A 22,301-nucleotide genomic window follows, 5' to 3' on the forward strand; every position below is an offset into this window, starting at 1 on the left:
AATTGTTACAAAATCTTTACTTTTTTTTAATTTTAAGGTAAGCTAAATTTAGGGATATATGGTTACATCACTTTGACTATAACTGACTTAAATTGATTAAAAGTTTTTCGATAAGGAAGGAGAGAACTATGTTAAAAAAAGAAGATGTTATAAGATATTCAGCAGGAATCCACTTCTCTCAGGAGAGATTATTTAATGCTTTTTTAAGAGAAAAAGGAATAAAAAATATATCTATATCTAAATTCAGAGTTCTTGAAGTATTATGGAAGAATAAAGAAGAAGGAATCGTTTTCAGTGGAATATGCCAGGAAACAGATCTTGCAAAATCAACAGTTTCAATAATGCTTTCAAATATGGAAGAACAAGGGCTTATATATAGAGTAGCTCAGGGAACAGATATTCAGAATGTATTATTCTATCCAACAGAAGAAGGATGCAAATACAAAAATGAATACTATGAAATAATGGACAAAATATACGAAATCATATACGAAGGTGTAAGTGAAGAAGAAAAAGAAGTATATGAAAAAGTATTAACAACAATAACTGAAAACTATAAAAAGAGAATATATAAGAAAAAAAGAAAATAGTTTACTTTTATTAAAGAAATATAAATATTAAAAAATTGACTCAAGGTGTAGAACTAGGTTTTATGTTTTGGAAAACTGAATAAAGTAAATTTAAGCAGAAAAAGAATAGGATTACTTAGGTCAGAGAATCGAAGGTGACTAACTGGAAGATAACTGAGTAGGGTAATATTGTTTTATTATTTGAATAGAAAATAGATTGATAGAACTTGTATATTACAAAAAAACCAGTACATTATGTACTGGTTTTTTATTATGTCTTATTCTATAGTTACTTTTATGTTGTTTATTTCTTCTGTTACAGGAAGTGTTGCATTTACAGAAGCATTGTCTATTTCAACTGAATAAGTTTTGTGTATTAAGCAGTTTACAGGGTCTTCTGTTGTTATAACAAGTGCAAGTCTATGACCAGGTTTGAAAGTATATCTATTTGGAGTTATATATATATTGTACTCATGGTATTCACCTTTTTTAAGTTCTATACTATTTACCGCAGTTTCTGGTTCATACCCAGCTTCTGGATTGCAAAGGTCAGCATATGCACGACCTACTATACAGTAGTTTTTATTTGAAGTTTCATATTCGCAAAGATTAAATGCTGGTAAATCTCCACCATTTATTACTCCACCTTCTTTAACAGTTACAACAGGTATTACATTTCTTTCTGGATCTACAGCCTGGATAGAATCGAATTTTTCATCGCATATATCGTATAACATAGCAACTAACTTAACATCGTCCATTCTTCCAGTAACTTTAGAATTTCCAAGTTTCATAGTTAAAGAGTCTGCATTGTTTACATTTTCTGGATTGAAGTCATTTTCTATGTCTCCATCTTTTAATGCAGCTTTTAGATTTAAGTGAACAGTTCCCTGTAGAGTAAATTCTTTATCAAGAGGAGCTGTTACAAAACGTTTATTCATATTTGAAGATTTTGAACTCATAGATTCGTCAAAGTTTTTAGCACATATATCTGCTTTTTCCCAGTCAGAATCTATTACAGATACACCTGATTCAGTACTTTCTAGTTTCATAGAGAATGCAGTTTCCCAAGAATCGCAAGTTTCCCATTTGTTCTGGTCGTAGTTTGTCTGAGCCAAAACTTCTGGCATTTCTTCAACAGAATTATCTATATCATATAGATAGTGAGTTATCCATTTATTTACTATATCATCATAAAAGTTTCCGTCTATAAGTATTCCATATTTTCTACTTGGTAGAGTAGGAGTTATATGTGGTCCCTGATGAAGTATTGTTTTTACAGTCTGGCCAGATTTTTTATATGCTTTGTACATCATTTCAAAATGTTTTGTAAAGACATTTTCGTCTCTTAAACCTTGAACTATTAATGCACTACATTTTATTTTATCGTAATTTAGGCGATAGTTTCCAGCACCCCAGAATTCTTCGTTATAGTCAGAACCACAACTTAACTGCTGAAGGCTAAGCTCGTGGTGGAATGCAGCTATATCATCTAATTCTTTTTCAGATAAAGTTTCATCATGATATCTACTTGAGCAATAATAAGCAAGGAAACTATTTAATGCTTCCTGTGGCCAATAACGCTGAGAACCCTGCATATTCTGCTGGCTATACCAGTCAGCTATACCAGCAACTGGAACTATTGTTTTAAGCCCTTCAACACCTGTTGTTGCAACAGCAAAAGGCATAGTTCCTGTATAAGATATTCCTGTCATTGCTACATTTCCATTTGTCCAATCGGCTTTTGTTTCTATTGTACCTTCTCTATCTGCATAAGCAACACGGTCTCCATGAAGCCATTCAATGATAGATTTGAAAGCATCTCTTTCAAATTCTGAACCAACAAAGTTGAATCCATCAGAACCAAGAGATCCAAATCCACCACTTGTTATTACAGCAAAACCGCGAACAAGGTAGTAGTTGAAGTTTTCAAGGTTAGAATATCCCATCTTGCCTTTACTTCCCTTATCTTCATAGTACCAATCAGATGCATTTGATTTTAGAGCAAGATCCATAGCACTTATAGAGCCTGTAGGTATACGTGCAGGAACTTCTTTTTTAAGATCTTCAAAGTCAAATTTTCTATATTCTTTTTCAGCAACTTCTTTCATATGGTCGTATGCGTCTGTGTTTATACCTGTACAGTATGGACTAGCTTCAAATAAAGATGCTGCTTTGTAGTTTCCTTCAACAGCACTTCTTGGGACCTGTATAAAAGTTTTTATAAGGTCTCTTTTTCCGTCTCCATCCATATCGTAATCTGATTCAACGTACACACAGTATCTCACTATTTCTGAAGTAGTTGGATCGTAATTTTCTCCTGTTTTCCCGTCTGTGAAAGGAAATACAGGATGAGCCATTCCGTTTTCAAATACTGGAACTTTACTGTAGTTAGTCATAACTTTTCCTCCTTAATAATAAAAATCCCTATTTAAAATGTTGAAACGTTTCTAAAATTATTAATTTATGGAAAATTATAAAAACGTTTACAAAGATAGTATAGGTATTATATAAAAAATAGTCAACATTATAAAGATATGTCTATAATGCTAAACATTTTATTAAAATAAATCTATAGCAATGAATACTTTATTTAAAGAAATTTGGTTGTCTGAAAAAAGGAAAAAGAATTTATTTATAAAGAATAATATATTTTATTGACAAAAAAATTTTTTAGAAAAATATTTTTGATAAATAAATTATTTTTAATTGAGAATAAAAAGTAAAGAAAAAATAAAAAAAGTACCATCAAAAAATGGTACTTTGAAAAAGTCTATTTAATTTTAAATGATTTTATTTTGTCTATTATTGTATGCATATTAATACGTAGCATAAAATGAATCCGAGTGTATCTATTTTAAATCTGAATTTATTCCTACAATATATTTTTCATTTACAACGTAAAGTTTGAATTTATGCACAATTACAATATCTTCGAGATTTTCTAAAACACTTACAACACGGACACACTTGCCTCTTATTTCGGTAGGTAAATCCAACGAATTTTCTAAATTAATATAATCGTCATACTGATACATAAAATCATCCCCTATATTTATAATGTAAGTTAATTATACTACAAAAAAAAGTTAATTTCTATAACTAAATTATCTATTTTCAACTGAGAGAGTTACAAATTGGTGAAAAATCTTTTGTTTAATACATATGTAGATGATTTTGTAGTATAATATAATAAGTTGTGTGATTGAGTAATATTTATTGGTATATTTTTAAAGGAGGACTAAAATGACTGATAATAAAGAAACAAAAAAATCGACTTCACAGAATAAAAAGAAGTCAGCTGCAAAAGTAGCAAAAAGAAGAAAAAAGAAACAACAGCAGAGAATTATAATAATAGGAGCAGTTGTTTTAATAGTTGCAGTTTGTGCGGTACTATTCAATGTACTTGCTGGTAATAAAGCTTATGACAAATCAAATCCAAGAAATGCGGATTTAACTGCAACAACAATTACAGAAATGGTTGAAAATACTTCAAAAGAAGCAGAAAAAGGACCTGAAAAAACATCAGGAAAGACAGTATATATAACAATAGATGATGGACCATCAAAATATACTGATCAGATGTTAAAAATACTTGAAAAGTATAATGCAAAAGCTACATTCTTCATGATAGATGGAAATATGAAAGCATATCCACAGCAGGTTAAAAATGTAGCAAATAGCACAAGTACAGCTGGATTCCACAGTGTTACACACGATGTAAAACAGCTATATAAAGCTCCAGATGCGGCTAAAAAAGAATTTGACCAGTGTTCTAAGACTTATACAGATATAACTGGTAAAAAATCAAAAGTAATAAGAATACCATTTGGTAGTAAACCTTATACTACAAAAGCTTCATATGATAATATGGTGGCAGCTGGATACAAAATATGGGACTGGAATGTCGATACTAATGACTGGAGAGGAAATTCAGCACGGATAATGAACGTAGTAAAAACTTATGGAAATGGACATAATGTAATAATATTAATGCATGAAAAACCACAGACAATAGAAGCATTTGATGCATTAGTAAAATATTATGCTGATAATGGATACGAATTTGCAGCAGTAGGACAGAATGAAAAACCTAGAAACTTCTGGTTACAGAATCTAAGTTTAAACTAAGGAGGAAGAAATATGTTTAAAAAGAAATTAGCAATAGCTTTAAGTATGGTGGCAGTTCTTTCTCTGACAGCTTGTTCAAAGGGAACTGTGGCTAAAGTAAATGACACAGAAATAACATCAGAAGATTTAAGAGTAGCAGAAGCTATATTATCTTCTGTTAACGAATATAAAACAGGAAAAAGTGCAGAAGACATGTCTAAGGACGAACAGAAAGAATTAGAAAGCATAGCAGCGACTTTCCTTGTAGATAGTGAAGTAGTTTATCAGAAAGCAATAGCAGATGGAATAACTGTAAAAGCTGAAGATAATGACAGTAGAACATCAGAGTTAAAAGCTGCATTAGAAGAAAACCCAACATTTAAAAAAGATTTAGAAGATAAAGGTGTTACACAGGAAGCTTTAGAAAACTTTATAGCAAAAGATAATGTTATAAACGCATACAGAGATGCTTTCGATGAAAAACAGACTGTATCAGATGCAGAAATACGGTCTTACTATGAAAAACACAGAGAAGAATTTAAAGAAGACATGGTAGATGCATCACATATATTATTTGCTACAGTAGATAGAAATTTAAATGCTGTATCAGATGATAAAAAAGAAGAAATTAAAAAGAAAGCAGAAGAAGTTCAGACAAAAGCAGCATCAGGAGAAGATTTTGCAGAACTTGCTAAAAAATACTCAGATGACAAAAAAACTGGTGAAAAAGGTGGAGCATTAGGATTCTTCACTAAAGATGCAAAAGATGCACTATTCACAAGAGAAGTATTTAAACTTAAAAAAGGTGATGTATCTAAGTTAATACATACTAACAAAGGATACGAAATAGTTAAGATAAACGATATAAAATCTGAAATAAAAGCACTAGAAAAATGTAAAGAAGAAATAAAACAGAAAATACTTGATGAAAAGTATGTAAAACATGTAGAAGAACTTGTAGAACAAGCTGAAGTAAAATAAAAGGATTAGACTGTTAAGAAGGTGTATAAGAGTGAAATGTAGAGAGTTCAGATTCGAAGGAGCAGATGGGAAAGAAATATCTGCTATTAGATGGGAAAATGAGGACGAATACAAGATAAAAGGAATTGTCCAAATTTCTCATGGAATGGCTGAGAATGCAAGAAGATATGAACGTTTTGCGGAAAAGCTTACAAAATCTGGATATATAGTGTATATAAATGACCATAGAGGTCATGGTGAAAGTGAAAAATGCCTTGAGGACTTAGGTTATCTTGCTGAAAATGACGGATTTGATGTACTTGTAAAAGATATGAAGATTCTTACGGATATTATAAAAAGTGAAAATCAAGGGATTCCTGTTTATCTTTTCGGACATAGTATGGGTTCATTTGCATCACAGAAATATCTTATAGATTATGCAGATTCTGTAAATGCAATAATTCTTTCTGGATCTTGTGGAGACTTTGGATCTGTCTTGAAATTAGCAACACCTGTTATCTCATGTGTAGAATTAGTACATGGGGATAGACATAGAAGTAAATTTTTGGATAAGTTGATTTTTGGTGGAAATAATAGACAATTTAAAAATCCTAGAACAGATTTTGATTGGCTTTCAAGAGATGAAAAAGAAGTAGACAAATATATAGCAGACGACAAGTGTGGTTTTATATGTACGACTGGATTCTACAGAGATTTTATAAAAGGTCTAAAGTATATTGAAAATAAAAGAAACTTATTAAAATTGACTAATCATGTTCCTGTTTTAATAATATCTGGAGAAAAAGATCCAGTTGGAAAAAATGGAAAAGGTGTAAAAAACCTATACGACAGATATATAAAATACGGACTAAAAGATGTTTCTATGAAACTCTATAAAGATGCTAGACATGAAATATTGAATGAAATTAACAGAGATGAAGTTATGCAGGATATTGTAGAATGGCTTGGCACAAAATAAATTAATAAATATAATACTTTTTAAAAGTTGTTGATAGAAAATATTGCATCCAGCTAAAATAGTTTGGGTGCAATATTTTTTTACATAGATTTAAATGTTATAAAGTATTATAATTAGATTATATGAAAAATAAAGAATCAAGAAAGTAAACTTATAAAAATATTAGAAATTGATAAGTATTGAAAGGAATATAAAATGGGACTAAAAGAATTTGAATTTATTGATAAAGCTGTGGATATATTAGATGGGATGACTCCTATGCTTGTGGATATAGCCGATGAGATAGAAACATATTTTGAAAAAGTTCTGCAAGAAAAGGAGCAAGAATATATAAGTATGTCTTCTAGGGTAAAATCTGAGTCTAGCTTAAGAGAAAAAATAATAAGAAATAGATACTTAGTTAGATTTGATGAAGCATCAGAAATGATGGATTTTTTACCAGACTTGATAGGGATAAGAATAGAGTGTAGATTTATTGAAGAAGAAAATAAGGTCTATAGAGCTCTTAGAAGACATTTTAATAAGACAGACGATAAAATATACTACTACAATAAAGCAAATAAGAATATACAGCTTAAAATGTCTGAAAAACAGCCTAGCAGACAAAAGAATGGGTTTGAAATTTATAAAATAGATGGTATATATAAAATATTAAATAGAAATATAAACTTCGAGCTTCAAATAAAATCAATGGTAAATGTATTCTGGGGAGAAATCGAGCATAAGGTAATATACAAAAATAATACATATCTTCTTCAGGATGGATTTATAAAAGATATGATGAAAACTATAAAACAAAATCTTACAATGATAGATAAGCAGCTACTTAGTCTTTATAAAACATTCCATACACCACATGTATTTAACCGGGATATAAGTAGAAGTGAGATAGAAAAATTATTTGCAAAATTTGTATACGATATATTCTCACAAAAGATGTTACAGAGTATAGGGTTTATAGTTGACTTTAAAAAGCCTTGTGAAACTATAATAAGCTATTCTCTGGATAAAGTAGAATCTGAGGAAAAAATTCCAGAATATATGCTAAGTGAATTTAGTATGTTTGGCCAGATAGTGACTAAGGATATAGATTTTAATTCTGAGATAGAATTTGAAAGAGAGCCTGTTTTTAGAAGAGCATTTGGTGAAAGACTTGGTGCAATGTTTAGAAAAAGACTTAATACAGAGTTCCCATGGAATTTATTCTTTAGAATATTATTTGAAATAGAGCCATGTAGTAATACAGGAGACTTTGAAAACTTTATCTACTATATAAGAGATACTGTTTTAGGAAGTGAGTCAAGAAGTCAATTAAAAGAAAAATTTGGAAGAGAAGAAGGAAACAAAATAATAGATGATATATACGATGTAATAGGCGATTTCTTTGAAGAGGTTACAGGAATAGAGATACTTTATAAACAGAACCTTGAAAAAATAGCAGCCACTACAGATGATACAGTTATTTATATATGTGAAAATTATGATAGCTGCGAGGAATTTGAAAATGGTATAGGGGAATTTGAATCGTTATTTAGTGAAAAATTAAGAGATATTCTTGAATAGAATTATATGATATAATTAAAAAAGTGACAAAATAAATAAAATTTAAAAATAATATAAATATAATAACAAAATATAATATAAATTAATATAAATAAAAAGCGATAAAGTAATCAGGAGAGTAAAAATGAAAATAAATAGATTTGTTGTATTGTACCATAAAAATTGCATATATTTTGAAGAGTATCAGAAAATAGACAATTCAATTTTAGGATAAAAAAGTATGTTGGATAGATACGGTAGAGTAATAGATTACCTTAGAATAGCTATAACTGATAGATGCAATTTACAATGTGTATACTGTAAATCATCAGATACAAAATACAGACCTGATTACATAAACGATAAACTAAAGCCAGAAGACATTAAATTTTTAATAAAGGCATTTGCAGAAAATGGTATAAGAAAGATAAAATTTGTAGGAGGTGGAGGAGAGCCCACACTTCATCCTAATTTGCCTGAATTTATAAAATGCGCAAAAGACTGTGGGATAAGGGATATTTCTCTGACTACAAATGGAACAACTTTAGCTAGAAATGCAATTGTATTAAAAGAAGCAGGACTTACAAGTGTAAATGTAAGTATAGATTCTTTAAAGCAGTATAAATACAGAGCTGTTACACGAAATGGAAACCTAAATGAAGTATTAACAGGGATAGATTCGTGTTTACATCTTGGTATGAAGGTAAAGATAAATTGTGTAGCTATAAATGATTTTAATGATAATGAGCTTATAGACTTTATACAAATATCTAGAAGGATACCAGTTGATGTGAGATTTATAGAGCTTATGCCGTTTGGAGAAGCAAAGGCGATATACGATAGAGGTCATTATGACATAAAAGAGACGATAGAATCTCTTCCTGGTATAAGAATGATTGAAAATAAGGATAAAGGCAGTATTGCAAGTTATTATAAAGTAAAGGGATCTAAAGGTAGAATAGGTGTAATGACACCATTAAAATGCTCTTTTTGTAATAAATGCGATAAAATAAATGTAACTGCGGATGGTATGATGAGGCTTTGTACATATTCAAAAAATGAGATTGATTTAAAGCCTTATTTAAACAAGCCATATCTTTTCAATGAGACAATAAAATCATTTATATGGGCAAAACCTAGACACAACACTTTAATAAAAAGACAATTTGTAAAAAATGATTTAAAAACAAAATAATTTAAATTATAAAAGTAATAGACACTTATCTAAAGGGTAGGTGTCTTTTTTATGCAATTTTTTATGTAATTCTAATAAATTTATAATAAAAAATGGATTTATAAGATAAGCAGAAGCTAGTAAAAACAACAGATACAAGAGTTATTGATAAAAGAATAAAGAAAATGATAAATAAATGATATTAATTATCAAATAAAAGCTTGATTTATATTTACTCGTGTAGTAATATAATAAACATAGAGAACAATAACGATAATCAATATCAATAAATGAAGCAAATATAAAAATTTAAAGTAAGAAAAAGATATAAATAATTGATGCAGAGAGGAGAATAATAAAATGAATATATCATGTCTAAGATGCAGTATAAAAGGAAATATAGGGTTACAGTGTTCTTTAGTTTTGTCAGGTATAAAACCTTCAAATCTATTAATATATAACAATCATTGTGAAGGATGTATTTCAGAAGAATTAAGAAATACTGGAACTGAATATATGAAATTATATACTGGAACAAAAGAATCTGTATCAATTATTTTCAATCGAAAAAAACTGGAAGAAACTCTTTCAGATATTGAAAACAGAGAGTTTATAGAACAGTATGGATATGAGATTTTTAGTATCGATGAAGTTATTGAAAGATTAGCTATGAGATATACTGAATTTAAGGAAGGAAGAGCTGAATTTCCTCATGAAATGGGTATAGTTCTTGGTTATCCTTTGGAAGATGTTTCAGGGTTTATAGAAAATAATGGAAAGAACTATCTATACTCTGGTTATTGGAAAGTCTACAAAAATGCCGAAGAAAAAATTCGGTTATTTAAAACATATAAAGATATAAAGAAATATTTTGTAGAACAAATTGAAAATGGCAAGCAAATATATCAGATTTGTTCTGAATGTAGGGAATTTGCCGCAAAAGCTGCATAGATTAAAGAATAATTTAGATGCAGGTAAAAAATTTATTAACTTTTAGGAGGAACTAGAAATGGTTAAAGTTGTTTATTGGAGTGGAACAGGAAATACAGAAAGTATGGCTAATATGCTAGCTGAGGGGATAAAAGAAGCAGGTAATGAAGCAGCGTTATTTAACGTTTCAGATATAGATAAAGATACATTATTAGAAGATGCAGTATTTGCATTAGGTTGCCCATCTATGGGTAATGAAGAATTAGAAGAAGGGGAAATGGAACCTTTTGTTGAATCTTTAGAAGGTGGATTATCTGGTAAAAAAGTTGCTTTATTTGGCTCTTATGGATGGGGCTCAGGAGAATGGATGGAAACTTGGTCTGAAAGAATGACAAATGCAGGAGCTGAAGTTTTAGGAACAGTAATAAGCAATGAAGCTCCTACAGCAGATGCAGAAAAAGAATTAAAAGAATTAGGAGATAAACTAGTAAAAGTATTATAAAAATAAAAAATAAAATATATCTACAAAAGGCATCCTAGAAGAATTTATTTTCTTAAAATAGGATGCTTTTCTTTTTATTAAAAATAATACTTTTAAAAATAAATAGAAAATAGAAAATTTATTTTAAATATTTAAAAAAAGTATAAATACTATATATATTATGCTATTAGAATTTAGTATGTATTGTATTTGAGAATTGAATGAGGAAAGGTAAAACCTTGTTGACTCTGGATATATCGAGCGTTATATTCAATGTGTCGGCAGCTTGTGAAGAAAAGTTTCTATATGAAATACAATAACTTGTATAGCTTTAAAACAGGGGTATTAAACTAACAAACATAAAATTATACTGAAAAGGGATGATAGTTATGAATAAAAAAGCTGTAGCAATAGTTTGTGCAATATGTATTATAGGGGCTGTAGGATACGGTATGAGAGACAAATTCGGAAAAGACCATTCAGAAGAACCTAGTGTTAAAAAAGAAGAAAAAACTGAGGATTTAAAAGAATACTCTGATGACCACATAGCCTTAAATGATTTAAAAGAAATCAAAGCTGATGTACTAGATGCAAATATAAACATAAAGAAATCAGAAGACAATAAGTTCTATATGTCTTACAATTTCGAAGGGGAAAATGGAAAGGATCCACTTGTTTATAAAACAGAAGGCGACAACGGAGATAAATTAGTTATAAAAGACAAGAGAAGAGACGATCCAAATAAAGAAGGGGACTTCGAAAAGAAAGACAATAAAACAGAAAAAACAGATAAAGACAAAAAAGACGCTGACACAAATAAAGAAGAATCAAAAGATAAAAAAGAAGTTAAAAATAATATAACAATATATGTTCCAGAAGGAGCAGAATTAAAGAAAACAAAAGTAGACCTACTTTCAGGTAAGATAACAGTTGAAGACTTACATTCTAAAGAATTAAGAGTGAAATTATCTTCAGGAGATGTAGATTTAAATAGATGTTTAATAAAAGATTCTGGGGTAGAAGTATCAGATGGAAATATAACTACAACAGAAAGTAAATTTGAAGGAAAAACTGTTTTAGAATCATCAACAGGGGATATAAATGCTAAATTTATAAAAGCAGATTTAGATAAGATGAGTATAAATGCAGATACTACTGCAGGTGTTGTTAAACAGAATTTAGGTGGAAGTACATCAGAAGACGAATATTCTAGCAATAGTTCTTATGTATGGAAAGCTAAAGACCCTAAACATTCATTAGATATATACACAGTGGACGGAGATATAAGCTTAGACCTTGTAAAATAATAAAAATAAAAAAATAGAAAAGCACTAAAACCATGAAGAAAAGACTAATAAAATAAGGATACACACTTGCCGATTAAAAATCACACTGTAATAGGTGTGATTTTTTTGTTGAAAAAAATTCTCAAAAGGTATATATTATAGCAGTAGAGACTCAAAAAAAGTTAAAGATTTAGAAAGGAATAGAAAGTATGACATTAAAAGATTTACCAATTGGGAAAAGTGCCCAAATAGTGTCAGTTGGTGGAGAAGGACAGCTAAGACAACACTTTCTTGATATGGGATTAATTCCAGGAGTAGAGGTTAGTGTCGTGAAATACGCTCCAATGGGAGACCCTATAGAGTTAAAAATTCACGGATATGAGCTGACAATAAGACTAGCAGATGCTGAAAAAATAGAAATTGTAGAAAATCGTCATAACAGAGCTAAGAAAGAAGAAAACTTAGAAGATATGAAGATAAAGAAATTTCTTAATATAGAAAAAGACCATCCAGGATATGGAGAGGAAGGGAAATACCACGATAAAAAAACAGAAAACCCTCTTCCAGATGAGGAAGTTCTTACATTTGCTCTAGTAGGGAATCAAAACTGTGGTAAAACTACATTGTTTAATCAGTTAACTGGTTCAAATCAGCATGTTGGTAACTTCCCAGGAGTTACAGTTGATAGAAAAGATGGTGTTATAAGAGGGTATAGCAATACTCTAATAACAGATTTACCTGGAATATATTCAATGTCTCCTTATAGTAGCGAAGAAATAGTAACAAGAGAATTTTTATTAAATGATAAACCTAAAGGAATAATAAATATATTAGATGCTACAAATATAGAAAGAAATTTATACTTAACAATGCAGTTATTAGAGTTAGATATACCAATGGTTGTAGCTCTTAACATGATGGATGAATTAAAGAAAAATGATGGTTCTGTGTTAGTTAGTGATTTAGAGGAATTGCTTGGAGTACCGGTTGTACCTATTTCAGCAGCTAAAAATGAGGGTATAGACGAATTAACTAGACATGCAGTTCATGTTGCAAAATATCAAGAGCAACCTCTAAGACATGACTTCTGTACTCCAAAAGGGGAGTTACACAGAGGATTACACGCTGTTATGCACCTTATAGAGGATCATGCAGAAGAAAAAGATATACCAGTTAGATTCGCTGCGACAAAAATTGTCGAGGGCGATAAAATGATATTAAATGAGCTTGAGCTTTCAGATACAGAAAAAAGAATTTTAAAAGATATAGTAAAACAGATTGAAGAGGAAACAGGCTTAGATGCATCTGCTTCAATTGCAAAGATGAGATTTGAATTTATATTATCTGTGTGTGATGCGACTGTAATAAAGCCAAAAGAAAGTAAAGAAAGAGTTAGAAGTAAGGAAATGGATAAGCTTCTAACAGGTAAATATACAGGAATACCTATTTTTATAGGGATAATGGGAATCATATTCTGGCTAACATTCAATGTAATAGGAAGCTTTTTACAGGGATTGTTGGAAAGTGGAATAGTATATGTAACTGGTCTAGTAGACCAATTTTTAATAAATTCAAATGTAAATGAAACACTACATTCACTTATAATAGAAGGTATATTCAATGGTGTAGGCGGGGTGCTTAGTTTCTTACCGATAATAGTAACTCTATTCTTCTTCTTATCAATATTAGAAGATAGTGGATATATGGCAAGGGTTGCATTTATAATGGATAAGCTTCTTAGAAAATTGGGACTTTCAGGAAGAAGTATAGTTCCAATGCTTATAGGATTTGGATGTACTGTTCCTGGAGTAATGGCGAGCCGTACATTGCCTTCAGAAAGAGATAGAAAAGTAACTATACTATTAACACCATTTATGAGTTGTACAGCGAAATTACCTATATATGCATTCTTTACAGAGCTATTCTTCCCAGACAATGCAGCTCTTGTAATGATAGGTCTTTATGTACTTGGAATGGCACTTGGAATAGTTATGGCATTGCTTATGAAAAAGACAATGTTTAAAGGTGAGGCAGTTCCGTTTGTTATGGAGCTTCCAAATTACAGACTGCCTGCAGCTAAAAATATAGTGCACCTACTATGGGATAAATCTAAAGATTTCCTACAGAGAGCATTTACAGTAATATTCCTAGCTACAATGGTTATATGGTTCTTACAGAATTTTGACTACAACTTCAATATGGTAGCTGACTCACAGCAGAGTATACTTGCTCATATAGCAGGAATAATGGCTCCAATATTTACACCAGTAGGATTTGGAGATTGGAGAATAACTACATCTCTAATATCTGGATTCCTAGCTAAGGAAAGTGTTGTATCATCATTAACAGTTCTTTTCGGAAGTACAAATGTATTGCTAAAAACTTTAACTACTGCTGGTGCTGGATCACTATTAGTATTCTGCCTATTATACACTCCATGTGTTGCAGCAGTTGCATCTATAAAAAGAGAATTAGGTCTAAAGTGGGCTGTAGGTGTTGTTTTATGGCAGTGCTTATTAGCTTGGATTGCATCATTTGTAACTTATGGAATATTGAATTTTATAATTTAATTTAAAAAAAGTGTTATAAAATAATTTCTAAAGGTAATTTTTAAGAATTTAAGGAAATAAATTTCAATAAAACAATTAAAGGTCTACAGGAATAATTCATACCTGTAGGCTTTTTTTAGAGTTAAAACACGAATATTTCATAGTTAATATATATTTTAGATGATATAATTAAATTAATAATTAGCATATTACTATTTTGTGAATAATAATTTTTAAAGGATAAAAGGGAGAAAAATAAAATGAAGTCTGAAAATATAAGAAGATTTGAATCAAAAGATTTAGATAGAATAATGGAAATATGGTTAAATACAAATATAGAGGCTCACGATTTTATAGATGAGAAATATTGGAGAGACAACTTTGGTATGGTGAAAGAAATGATGCCAAGTGCAGAGCTATATGTATTTGAGGAAGATAGTGAAATCAAGGGATTTGTAGGTGTTATGGAGAATTACATAGCAGGAATTTTTGTTGATGGAAATAATAAATCTAGGGGAATAGGAAAAAAACTACTTGATTTTGTAAAAGATAAAAAAGATTCATTAGAGCTTAGTGTTTACGAAAAAAATACTAGAGCTATGAATTTTTATAAAAGAGAAGGATTTGAAATCGGTGAGAAAAATATAGATGAAAACACTGATGAAGTAGAAATAAAGATGATATGGAGTAAATAATATTTAAACATAAGGGGTGATAGATATGGAAATAATGGGCTTTGTTATTTGGGTAATCTGTGGATTGTTGTTTGTAGGGATAGGAATTTACGATTATAAATCTAAGAAACAGGTAGGATTCTGGGCAAATTTTGATGTTCCAGAAGTTGAAGATGTTATAGGATTTAATAAGGCAGTTGGAAGATTGTTTATCACTTATGGAGTAGTGTTTATTTTGATAGGGATACCTCTGATACCGAGTATTTTCTATAAGAATATGCTTTTGATATTTATTACTATTATTGGGACTATTTTTGAAACAATTTGGCTTATGGTCTATTTTGTTATGAAGATAGAGAAGGATTACTATCCTAAGAAGTTTTATAAAAAAAGATAAATCAAAATTTATATGTTAATATCTCTAGGGGATTGAAGCCATAGACAAACTCCTCTCCAGGCAATCAAGTTGCATTGTCGAGTTCGTTTTGTCTATGCCCTTCAATCTACCAAGTTAGCTATTATCCCCATAAAATTTTGATTTAAACAAGCCTAAGGAGAGTTGTTATAATATTTTAGCTATTCTTTTGATTTATTTTAAATCTACATAATATCTTACAAGATCTTTTACAGGTGTTGTTCCATTTTTTAGAAGATAATATAAAATTTTAAAAAGTCTACTATCACTCATAATTTTACCTCTTCAATATTAATAATTTTACATTTTCAATATAAAAAATTAATTATTACAAAACTGTATATTAAAAATTATTTTTTATCTTTTTTATCTAATAATTTTTTTAATGAATTTTTATTTAATAAGCTAAACGATTCAAACTTACCGTTTAAAAATACAGCCCAGTTATTAAAAACACAAGGAATATTTTTAGCTTTTTCAAGTGAATCAACTAAAACAATATTTACATCAATATTGTTTTCAGAGCAATAACTATCTACTTCCTCAATAGAGTTCACAACAAACGGACATTGATGAGAATAGTATATAGTTAAGACATCATCATCTATACTCATTTTTTTAGCAGAATCAGAAAAATGAGGTGTATTTTTATCAAGAATATCAGTATTATCAAAAGTTAAGCCTAAAAGTTCATACTCCTTGTTTATAGAATCTAAAACCTTAAATCCATACTTAGCAAAAAATTTCTTGTCAGATAAGTAAGGTTTCTTTTTCTTTGAGCTAAGAACACATATACCAGATTTTCCTCTATTCTTAGCGTCTTCTATACAATAATTTAAAAGCTCATTTGCAGATCCATTGCCTTTAAAAGATCCAGCAACCCAAAGACAGTGAATATATACAAAATTTTCTCCTAAAACAGGAACCCACGCATCTTCAATATCACAATACTCTATAAAAACTTTACCTCTCTCATTTAATTTCCTAAAAATATGAGAGCTGTTAAACTGATTTTTTAACCATTCCTTTTTACAAGATACTCCATTTTGATGTTTTTTATCTGAAATTGCACAGCAAATATGTTCACTATCTATATTATTTATCGTTAAATTTATAAAAGTTTTGCCCATATAAACTCCTCCAAATTAAAAAATATATAATAAATTAAAAAAATAATCTAAAACTTATTATTACTACAATTAATTATAACATTTAAATCATGACAAACGATGTCATATTTAATAAATGAAAAAAGACGAAAGTATTGGAAAAACAGAAAAGTTATAAAATGTCACTAGTGCATAATGCCAAATGTGTCATTAGTTTGAATTGAAAACGCTATCATAACAAATTATAATAAAATCAAGAAAAGAAAAAGTGATTGGCCAATCATACTACATATAAAATCGAAATAATAAATACTAAAAAATGAGAAATCGAAGGGTGGTATGATTTTATGAAAGAAAAAATTCAAGTAATGGGACGTTTCCTTAGTGGAATGGTAATGCCAGTAATAGGAGCGTTCATCGCATGGGGACTTATAACAGCCTTATTCATAGAAACTGGATGGGCTCCAAATGAAAGACTAGCAGCATTGGTATCTCCAATGTCTACATTCTTACTTCCACTATTAATAGCATATACTGGTGGTAAAATGGTACACGGTGAAAGAGGTGGAGTAATAGGTGCAATAGCTACTATGGGTGTTATAGTAGGTGCTGATATTCCAATGTTTATGGGTGCAATGATAATGGGACCTTTATCAGCTTGGATAATGAAAAAATTTGACCAGGCAATAGAAGGAAAAGTTAAAGCAGGATTTGAAATGCTTGTAAATAACTTCTCTTTAGGTATATTAGGTGCAATATTAGCAGCAGTTGCATTATTAGGTGTAACTCCACTTGTTGAAATGTTAAACTCAGCAATGGAAGCAGGGGTTAATTTCTTCGTACAGAGAGGACTTCTTCCATTAGCAAGTATACTTATAGAACCAGCAAAAGTATTATTCTTAAACAATGCAATAAATCATGGTATATTCTCTCCAATGGGAATACAGCAGGTTGAAGAAGTTGGTAAATCAATATTCTTCCTACTTGAAGCAAACCCAGGACCAGGTCTTGGAATACTTCTTGCATACTGCTTAGCAGGTAAAGGATCAGCAAAAAGTTCAGCACCAGGTGCAGTAGTTATACACTTCTTAGGTGGTATACATGAAATATACTTCCCATATATATTAATGAATCCAGTTTTAATATTAGCAGCAATAGCTGGTGGAGCAACAGGTGTATTCGTAAATAGTATGTTAGGTGCAGGATTAACAGCTCCAGCATCTCCAGGTAGTATAATAGCTATACTTGCAATGTGTCCAAAAGGTGGATACCTTCCAGTATTAGCAGGTGTTGCAGCAGCTACAATAGTATCATTTGCAGTTGCATTACCAATATTAAAATTCGCAGGTAAAGATGCAGATTTAGAAGAATCACAGAAAAAAGTAAGTGATATGAAATCAGAAAGTAAAGGTATATCAGTAAATGCAGAAAAATCAGAAGTTAAATCAGCTTCAGAAGTACATAAAATAGTTTTCGCTTGTGATGCAGGTATGGGATCAAGTGCAATGGGTGCAACAGTTCTTCGTAAAAAATTAAAAGAAGCGGGAATAGAAGATATAGAAGTTGTTCATGCTCCAGTTTCTTCAATACCAGCAGATGCAGATATGGTAGTTACTCATAATGAGTTAGGAGAAAGAGCTGCTCATAGTAATCCAAATGCACAGTTAGTTCTTATACAGAACTTCTTAGGTGCTCCAGAATACGATGAAGTAGTGGCTCAGTTAAGTAAATAAAGAAAATAATGGCTGTTGCATATTTTGCAGCAGCTTTTTTTCGTCTAATTTAAAATAATACCCCTCTCGCTCTCCAGGCTTCGACGCCTCGTCCATTAAACTAACACATTTAAATGTTACGAGGCGTCTGTAGGTTGTCAAATTGAGATGGGTATTTATTTTAAAATTCATTAAAGAATAATCTCTGCAAAATATTGCATACAACCATTATTTATTATATTAATAAAAATATCTTTTAAACTTATTTTATAGAGTCCATTTGTTAGAGATTTTAAATTATAAATGTCCGTTAATTGTTACAACAAGAAATTTTATAAAAATTATATCATTAAAATAGTTTTTGTAAAATAAGAATATTAATCTTATAAAAAGTAGATAATAAAAATGAAAATATATTTTTATTAAATATATAAAAATGATACTAAAAAAATAAATAATAGTATCTAAAAGTAGAAAAAGTAATATTAAAAGGATATAATTATAAATATAGGGAGAGATAAAATGAGGGAATATGATTCAGTTAGTGAAATATTATCTACTATTAAAGAAAGTGTATCAGAGGGAAAATACTTTATATCGTTAAATAAAAATAGGGGAGAAAATATAGCTTTTAGGAATAAATATGAATTAAATAGCAAAGATCAAAGGCAAATAATATTAAATTTAACAGAAAATGACTATGAAAAAAGTGTTAATAATTATAAGGAAGGATATGAAAATGAAAAATTACATATATTTGGACCTATTTTAAATCTCAAAAATGAAGAAGGAAAATCAAAAAAAGTACAAGTATATATAAAATTTAATATCATAAAAGATAATGATAACTTAGTAGTAGTTGTATCTTTTCATGAAGCAAGAAGACCTATGATATTAGCGTCTTGTAAAAATAAGTAAAGGGGAGGATGTTATGAGCTTTAGCTTTTGTGAAGAATGTAGAAAAATGGTAGAGTATAAAATTGAACGTAAGGAAATTACAGAATACTTAAAGGGAAGCTTTTATACTTATAATGGAGAAATAGCAACTTGCAATGAATGTGGAGCAGAGGTTTATGTACCAGAGGTACTCGATGGAAATATGGAAAAATTGTACTCTGAATATAGAGAAAAGAATGGGATATTAGACAAAGAAGAAATAAAATTAATTCCACAAAAGTATCAAATAAGTAAGAAAAAATTATCTCTTATGTTAGGTTGGGGAGAAGCAACATTTACGAGATATTATGATGGCAAAACACCATCAAAGAGATACTCTAAAACTTTAGAAAAAATATTAAAAAATCCAGATGAATATTTAAAAATTTTAGAGGAAAATAAAGAGAAGTTAAAAAGTAGTGAGTATTTAAAGAGTAAAGAAGCTGTTATGAGTTTGATTAAAGCCGAAAACGAAAAAAAGATACTTTTATTTTCTAAATATATAATAAAAAAATGTGGGGATGTAACTCCATTATCACTTCAAAAGATGCTTTATTATGTGCAGGGATTTTACTATGCATTTTTTAATTTATTTTTATTTGATGAAGATTGTGAAGCGTGGATACATGGACCAGTTTATAAAGATGTATACGATAGATTTAAAGATTATAGATATAATCAGATAGAAAGTGAAGAAAATTTGGATGAACTACTATTTACTTCATTAGAAATATCAATATTAGATAGTGTTATAAAAAACTTTGGATGTTACAGTGGAAAAATTTTAGAAGAATTTACACATACAGAAAAACCATGGTTAGTAGCTAGAGGAAATATACCACAAAATAAAAAATCACAAAATATTATAAGTAAAGAATCAATAGGAGAATATTTTGTCAGTGTAAAAGATAGATACTCAATGATTAATCCTGGTGATATAAAATACTATTCTAAAGAAATGTTTAATACATATAATTAAAAAATAAATAAAATTAGGACAAGAGTAGTTATTTTCTTGTCCTTTTCTATTTATTTTTATAATGCGTTTATTACTTTATTAATGATTTTATTATATACTTGAAAAAATTATTAAACAATTACTAAACAATAAAGCTAACAAAATAAAGGGATTAAAAAGAAGGATATTACAACGAATTTATAGAAATTTAACAAAAATAGGTGGTGATAATTATGAAAAAATATAATATAGATGAAAAAACAGAAGGAAAAGAATATAAAATTGGCAGAAGTTTATTTGCTTTATCAATAGTTCTTGGAGTTCTTGGAATTATATTACTTATAGTTGGAATATTTGTGCAAAATACAAAATATGGAACGCCACTAGCTGTTATTGGAGCAATATTCAGTATGACAATATCCTTCTTTTTAATGTATAAATCATACTCTGATATGATGGCATACGAAAGTTTGAAGATGGAAAAGGAATATGAAAAACAGGAATTATATAGATTAAACTCTGTATGTAAGTATGAGGTTAAGTCAAAGCTGCTTAATGCTGGATTTTATGAGGAAAATGAATATTTAAAAAAGAAGAAGTTTTCTTATTTAAAAGATTCGATAACATATTATTTTAGAATGGTTGATACAAACAAGGTTTTTGGAAGTGTGGAAAGATATATAAAAGAGTTTGAGCTTATGGAAAGAGAAGGGAATTCTTGTCTGTGCCTATTTGTTTATGTGGATCATATCACAGAGGAAAGTTTAGATGATGCTAAGGAATTGGGAAAGGCAGATATTGTTTATGAAACTGTGATAAATCCATTTACTCAGGACAGTTATGTGATTGTAGTTATTGATAGAAAGACAAATGAAGGATATTTTTTAGATATTGGTAAAAAGCATAAATCATCACTTTATTCTCATGGATGCAAGTGGATAAAAAGAATTTTGGATAACTAAAATATAGATAAGTAAAATATGGATAACTAAAATATCGATATAGCGATAAATGTACAATATGAGGAAAAATTTATTTATTGTGCAGAAATATACAAATCTGGGGGATTTTTATGAATAAATATAATGAATTTAAAGAAAATGATTTAGCAGATGAAGCTAAAAAAGGAAAAAGACTATTTATAATAGCGATAATTTGCTTTTTAATAGCATTTGGATTTATACTTTGGGCTGCAATAGTTCAAGACAAGAATGTAAAAAATAGCGATATAATTGGGATTGTTGGATTTTTAGGATTTGGTGTAGCTTCTGTAATTATAATGATAAAAGCATTTCCTCTAATTTTATTGTATGAAAGCGATAGAGTATGGAAAGAATACGACCAAAAGGAATTATATAAAATAAGTTCTATAAATAAAAATGAATTAGAAGAAAAATTAATAAATAAAAAATTTGAACCATATAACGGATATTATAAAATAAAGAAGTTTAGCTTTTTAAAGGACTCTATTACATATTATTTTAGATTTGTAGATACAAAAACAGTAAGTGGATGTGCAAAAAGAGAGGTAAATGCGTTTAAAAAAATTTATAAAAAAGAAAGAACAAGCTGTCTTTGTTTATTTGCATGTTTAGATGGATTAACTGACAGAGATTTACAAGATGTCAAGGATATTGGTAAAAAGTATATCGTACATGAAAATGTTCTAAATCCTCATCTGCGGGAAAATTATATAGTTGTCGCAGTAGATAAAACTACAGGGGAAGGGTATTTTATGGATATAGGAAGGAAACATAGAATATCTATATATCATCATGGATGCAAAATGATTAAAAAAATTTTATAAAACTTTAAGATATGGAAATACTGTTGTATAAACATTTTAGGTTTTGCAGCAGTATTTTTTTATTTTGTTATAATTTGGTTATTTTTTATTGATATTATCTAATCAAATAA

General features: G+C 29.2%; 20 protein-coding genes. 17 read left to right on the top strand and 3 right to left on the bottom strand.

All coding sequences use genetic code 11. The features are described from left to right. Positions 1–128 precede the first annotated feature (128 nt). A complete protein-coding gene (locus tag ACK2WO_RS06500) occupies positions 129–590 on the top strand; it encodes a MarR family winged helix-turn-helix transcriptional regulator (RefSeq protein WP_006440213.1) in 462 nt (153 codons plus the stop codon). A 257-nt stretch (positions 591–847) separates the two neighbouring features. Here the strand turns inward: ACK2WO_RS06500 and ACK2WO_RS06505 are convergent, their stop codons facing one another. Together ACK2WO_RS06505 and ACK2WO_RS06510 are read right to left on the bottom strand one after the other, a co-directional pair. Next, on the bottom strand, positions 848–2,968 hold the full coding sequence (locus ACK2WO_RS06505; protein ID WP_414697124.1) for a CocE/NonD family hydrolase: 2,121 nt from the start codon (positions 2,966–2,968) through the stop codon (positions 848–850). A 453-nt stretch (positions 2,969–3,421) separates the two neighbouring features. Beyond that, a complete protein-coding gene (locus tag ACK2WO_RS06510) occupies positions 3,422–3,607 on the bottom strand; it encodes a hypothetical protein (RefSeq protein WP_178411439.1) in 186 nt (61 codons plus the stop codon). Positions 3,608–3,815: 208 nt separating this feature from the next. Between ACK2WO_RS06510 and ACK2WO_RS06515 the strand changes: the two genes are divergently transcribed. The 11 genes from ACK2WO_RS06515 to ACK2WO_RS06565 all read left to right on the top strand — a co-directional run bounded on the left by ACK2WO_RS06515 (position 3,816) and on the right by ACK2WO_RS06565 (position 15,651). After that, complete coding sequence (locus ACK2WO_RS06515) at positions 3,816–4,700, top strand: polysaccharide deacetylase family protein (RefSeq protein ID WP_178411440.1); 885 nt, start codon at positions 3,816–3,818, stop codon at positions 4,698–4,700. Positions 4,701–4,712: 12 nt separating this feature from the next. Then, on the top strand, positions 4,713–5,660 hold the full coding sequence (locus tag ACK2WO_RS06520) for a peptidylprolyl isomerase (protein WP_414697125.1): 948 nt from the start codon (positions 4,713–4,715) through the stop codon (positions 5,658–5,660). A gap of 31 nt (positions 5,661–5,691) precedes the next feature. Then, on the top strand, positions 5,692–6,618 hold the full coding sequence (locus tag ACK2WO_RS06525) for a lysophospholipase (RefSeq protein WP_414697126.1): 927 nt from the start codon (positions 5,692–5,694) through the stop codon (positions 6,616–6,618). Positions 6,619–6,813: 195 nt separating this feature from the next. After that, on the top strand, positions 6,814–8,181 hold the full coding sequence (locus ACK2WO_RS06530; RefSeq protein ID WP_414697127.1) for a GTP pyrophosphokinase: 1,368 nt from the start codon (positions 6,814–6,816) through the stop codon (positions 8,179–8,181). 220 nt (positions 8,182–8,401) lie between these two features. Further along, positions 8,402–9,355, top strand: a complete 954-nt coding sequence (gene moaA / locus ACK2WO_RS06535) for a GTP 3',8-cyclase MoaA (protein WP_414697128.1) — start codon at positions 8,402–8,404, stop codon at positions 9,353–9,355. 339 nt (positions 9,356–9,694) lie between these two features. Next, positions 9,695–10,285 carry a DUF3793 family protein gene (locus tag ACK2WO_RS06540; RefSeq protein WP_414697129.1) on the top strand — a complete coding sequence of 197 codons (591 nt, stop codon included), beginning with the start codon at positions 9,695–9,697 and terminating at the stop codon, positions 10,283–10,285. A gap of 58 nt (positions 10,286–10,343) precedes the next feature. Beyond that, entirely contained in the window at positions 10,344–10,766 is a 423-nt protein-coding gene (locus tag ACK2WO_RS06545) for a flavodoxin (RefSeq protein ID WP_414697130.1), read from the top strand. A 368-nt stretch (positions 10,767–11,134) separates the two neighbouring features. Continuing rightward, complete coding sequence (locus ACK2WO_RS06550) at positions 11,135–12,052, top strand: DUF4097 family beta strand repeat-containing protein (RefSeq protein ID WP_414697131.1); 918 nt, start codon at positions 11,135–11,137, stop codon at positions 12,050–12,052. Between the two features lie 188 nt (positions 12,053–12,240). Further along, entirely contained in the window at positions 12,241–14,601 is a 2,361-nt protein-coding gene (gene feoB, locus ACK2WO_RS06555) for a ferrous iron transport protein B (protein ID WP_414697132.1), read from the top strand. Positions 14,602–14,840: 239 nt separating this feature from the next. Continuing rightward, positions 14,841–15,275, top strand: coding sequence for an N-acetyltransferase (locus ACK2WO_RS06560; RefSeq protein ID WP_414697133.1), 435 nt, complete (start codon positions 14,841–14,843; stop codon positions 15,273–15,275). 25 nt (positions 15,276–15,300) lie between these two features. Then, positions 15,301–15,651 (top strand): hypothetical protein, encoded by a 351-nt coding sequence (locus ACK2WO_RS06565; RefSeq protein ID WP_414697134.1) that lies wholly within the window; start codon positions 15,301–15,303, stop codon positions 15,649–15,651. 368 nt (positions 15,652–16,019) lie between these two features. On the opposite strand, the gene ACK2WO_RS06570 is transcribed toward ACK2WO_RS06565, so the two are convergent. Then, positions 16,020–16,799: a GNAT family N-acetyltransferase gene (locus tag ACK2WO_RS06570; protein ID WP_414697135.1), complete on the bottom strand. Its 780-nt coding sequence runs from the start codon at positions 16,797–16,799 to the stop codon at positions 16,020–16,022. A gap of 326 nt (positions 16,800–17,125) precedes the next feature. Here ACK2WO_RS06570 and ACK2WO_RS06575 point away from each other — a divergent pair, with 326 nt between their 5' ends. From ACK2WO_RS06575 to ACK2WO_RS06595, 5 genes are all read left to right on the top strand, one after another. After that, complete coding sequence (locus ACK2WO_RS06575) at positions 17,126–18,511, top strand: PTS mannitol transporter subunit IICB (protein ID WP_414697136.1); 1,386 nt, start codon at positions 17,126–17,128, stop codon at positions 18,509–18,511. Positions 18,512–19,012: 501 nt separating this feature from the next. After that, entirely contained in the window at positions 19,013–19,408 is a 396-nt protein-coding gene (locus ACK2WO_RS06580) for a hypothetical protein (RefSeq protein ID WP_414697137.1), read from the top strand. 13 nt (positions 19,409–19,421) lie between these two features. Then, positions 19,422–20,405 carry a type II TA system antitoxin MqsA family protein gene (locus ACK2WO_RS06585; RefSeq protein ID WP_414697138.1) on the top strand — a complete coding sequence of 328 codons (984 nt, stop codon included), beginning with the start codon at positions 19,422–19,424 and terminating at the stop codon, positions 20,403–20,405. A 212-nt stretch (positions 20,406–20,617) separates the two neighbouring features. Then, positions 20,618–21,346, top strand: a complete 729-nt coding sequence (locus tag ACK2WO_RS06590; protein ID WP_414697139.1) for a hypothetical protein — start codon at positions 20,618–20,620, stop codon at positions 21,344–21,346. A 110-nt stretch (positions 21,347–21,456) separates the two neighbouring features. Next, positions 21,457–22,191, top strand: a complete 735-nt coding sequence (locus ACK2WO_RS06595; RefSeq protein ID WP_414697140.1) for a hypothetical protein — start codon at positions 21,457–21,459, stop codon at positions 22,189–22,191. The last annotated feature ends 110 nt before the right edge of the window (positions 22,192–22,301 follow it).

This window comes from Peptacetobacter sp. AB845 (genome assembly GCF_047528295.1).
Taxonomy (GTDB): domain Bacteria; phylum Bacillota; class Clostridia; order Peptostreptococcales; family Peptostreptococcaceae; genus Peptacetobacter.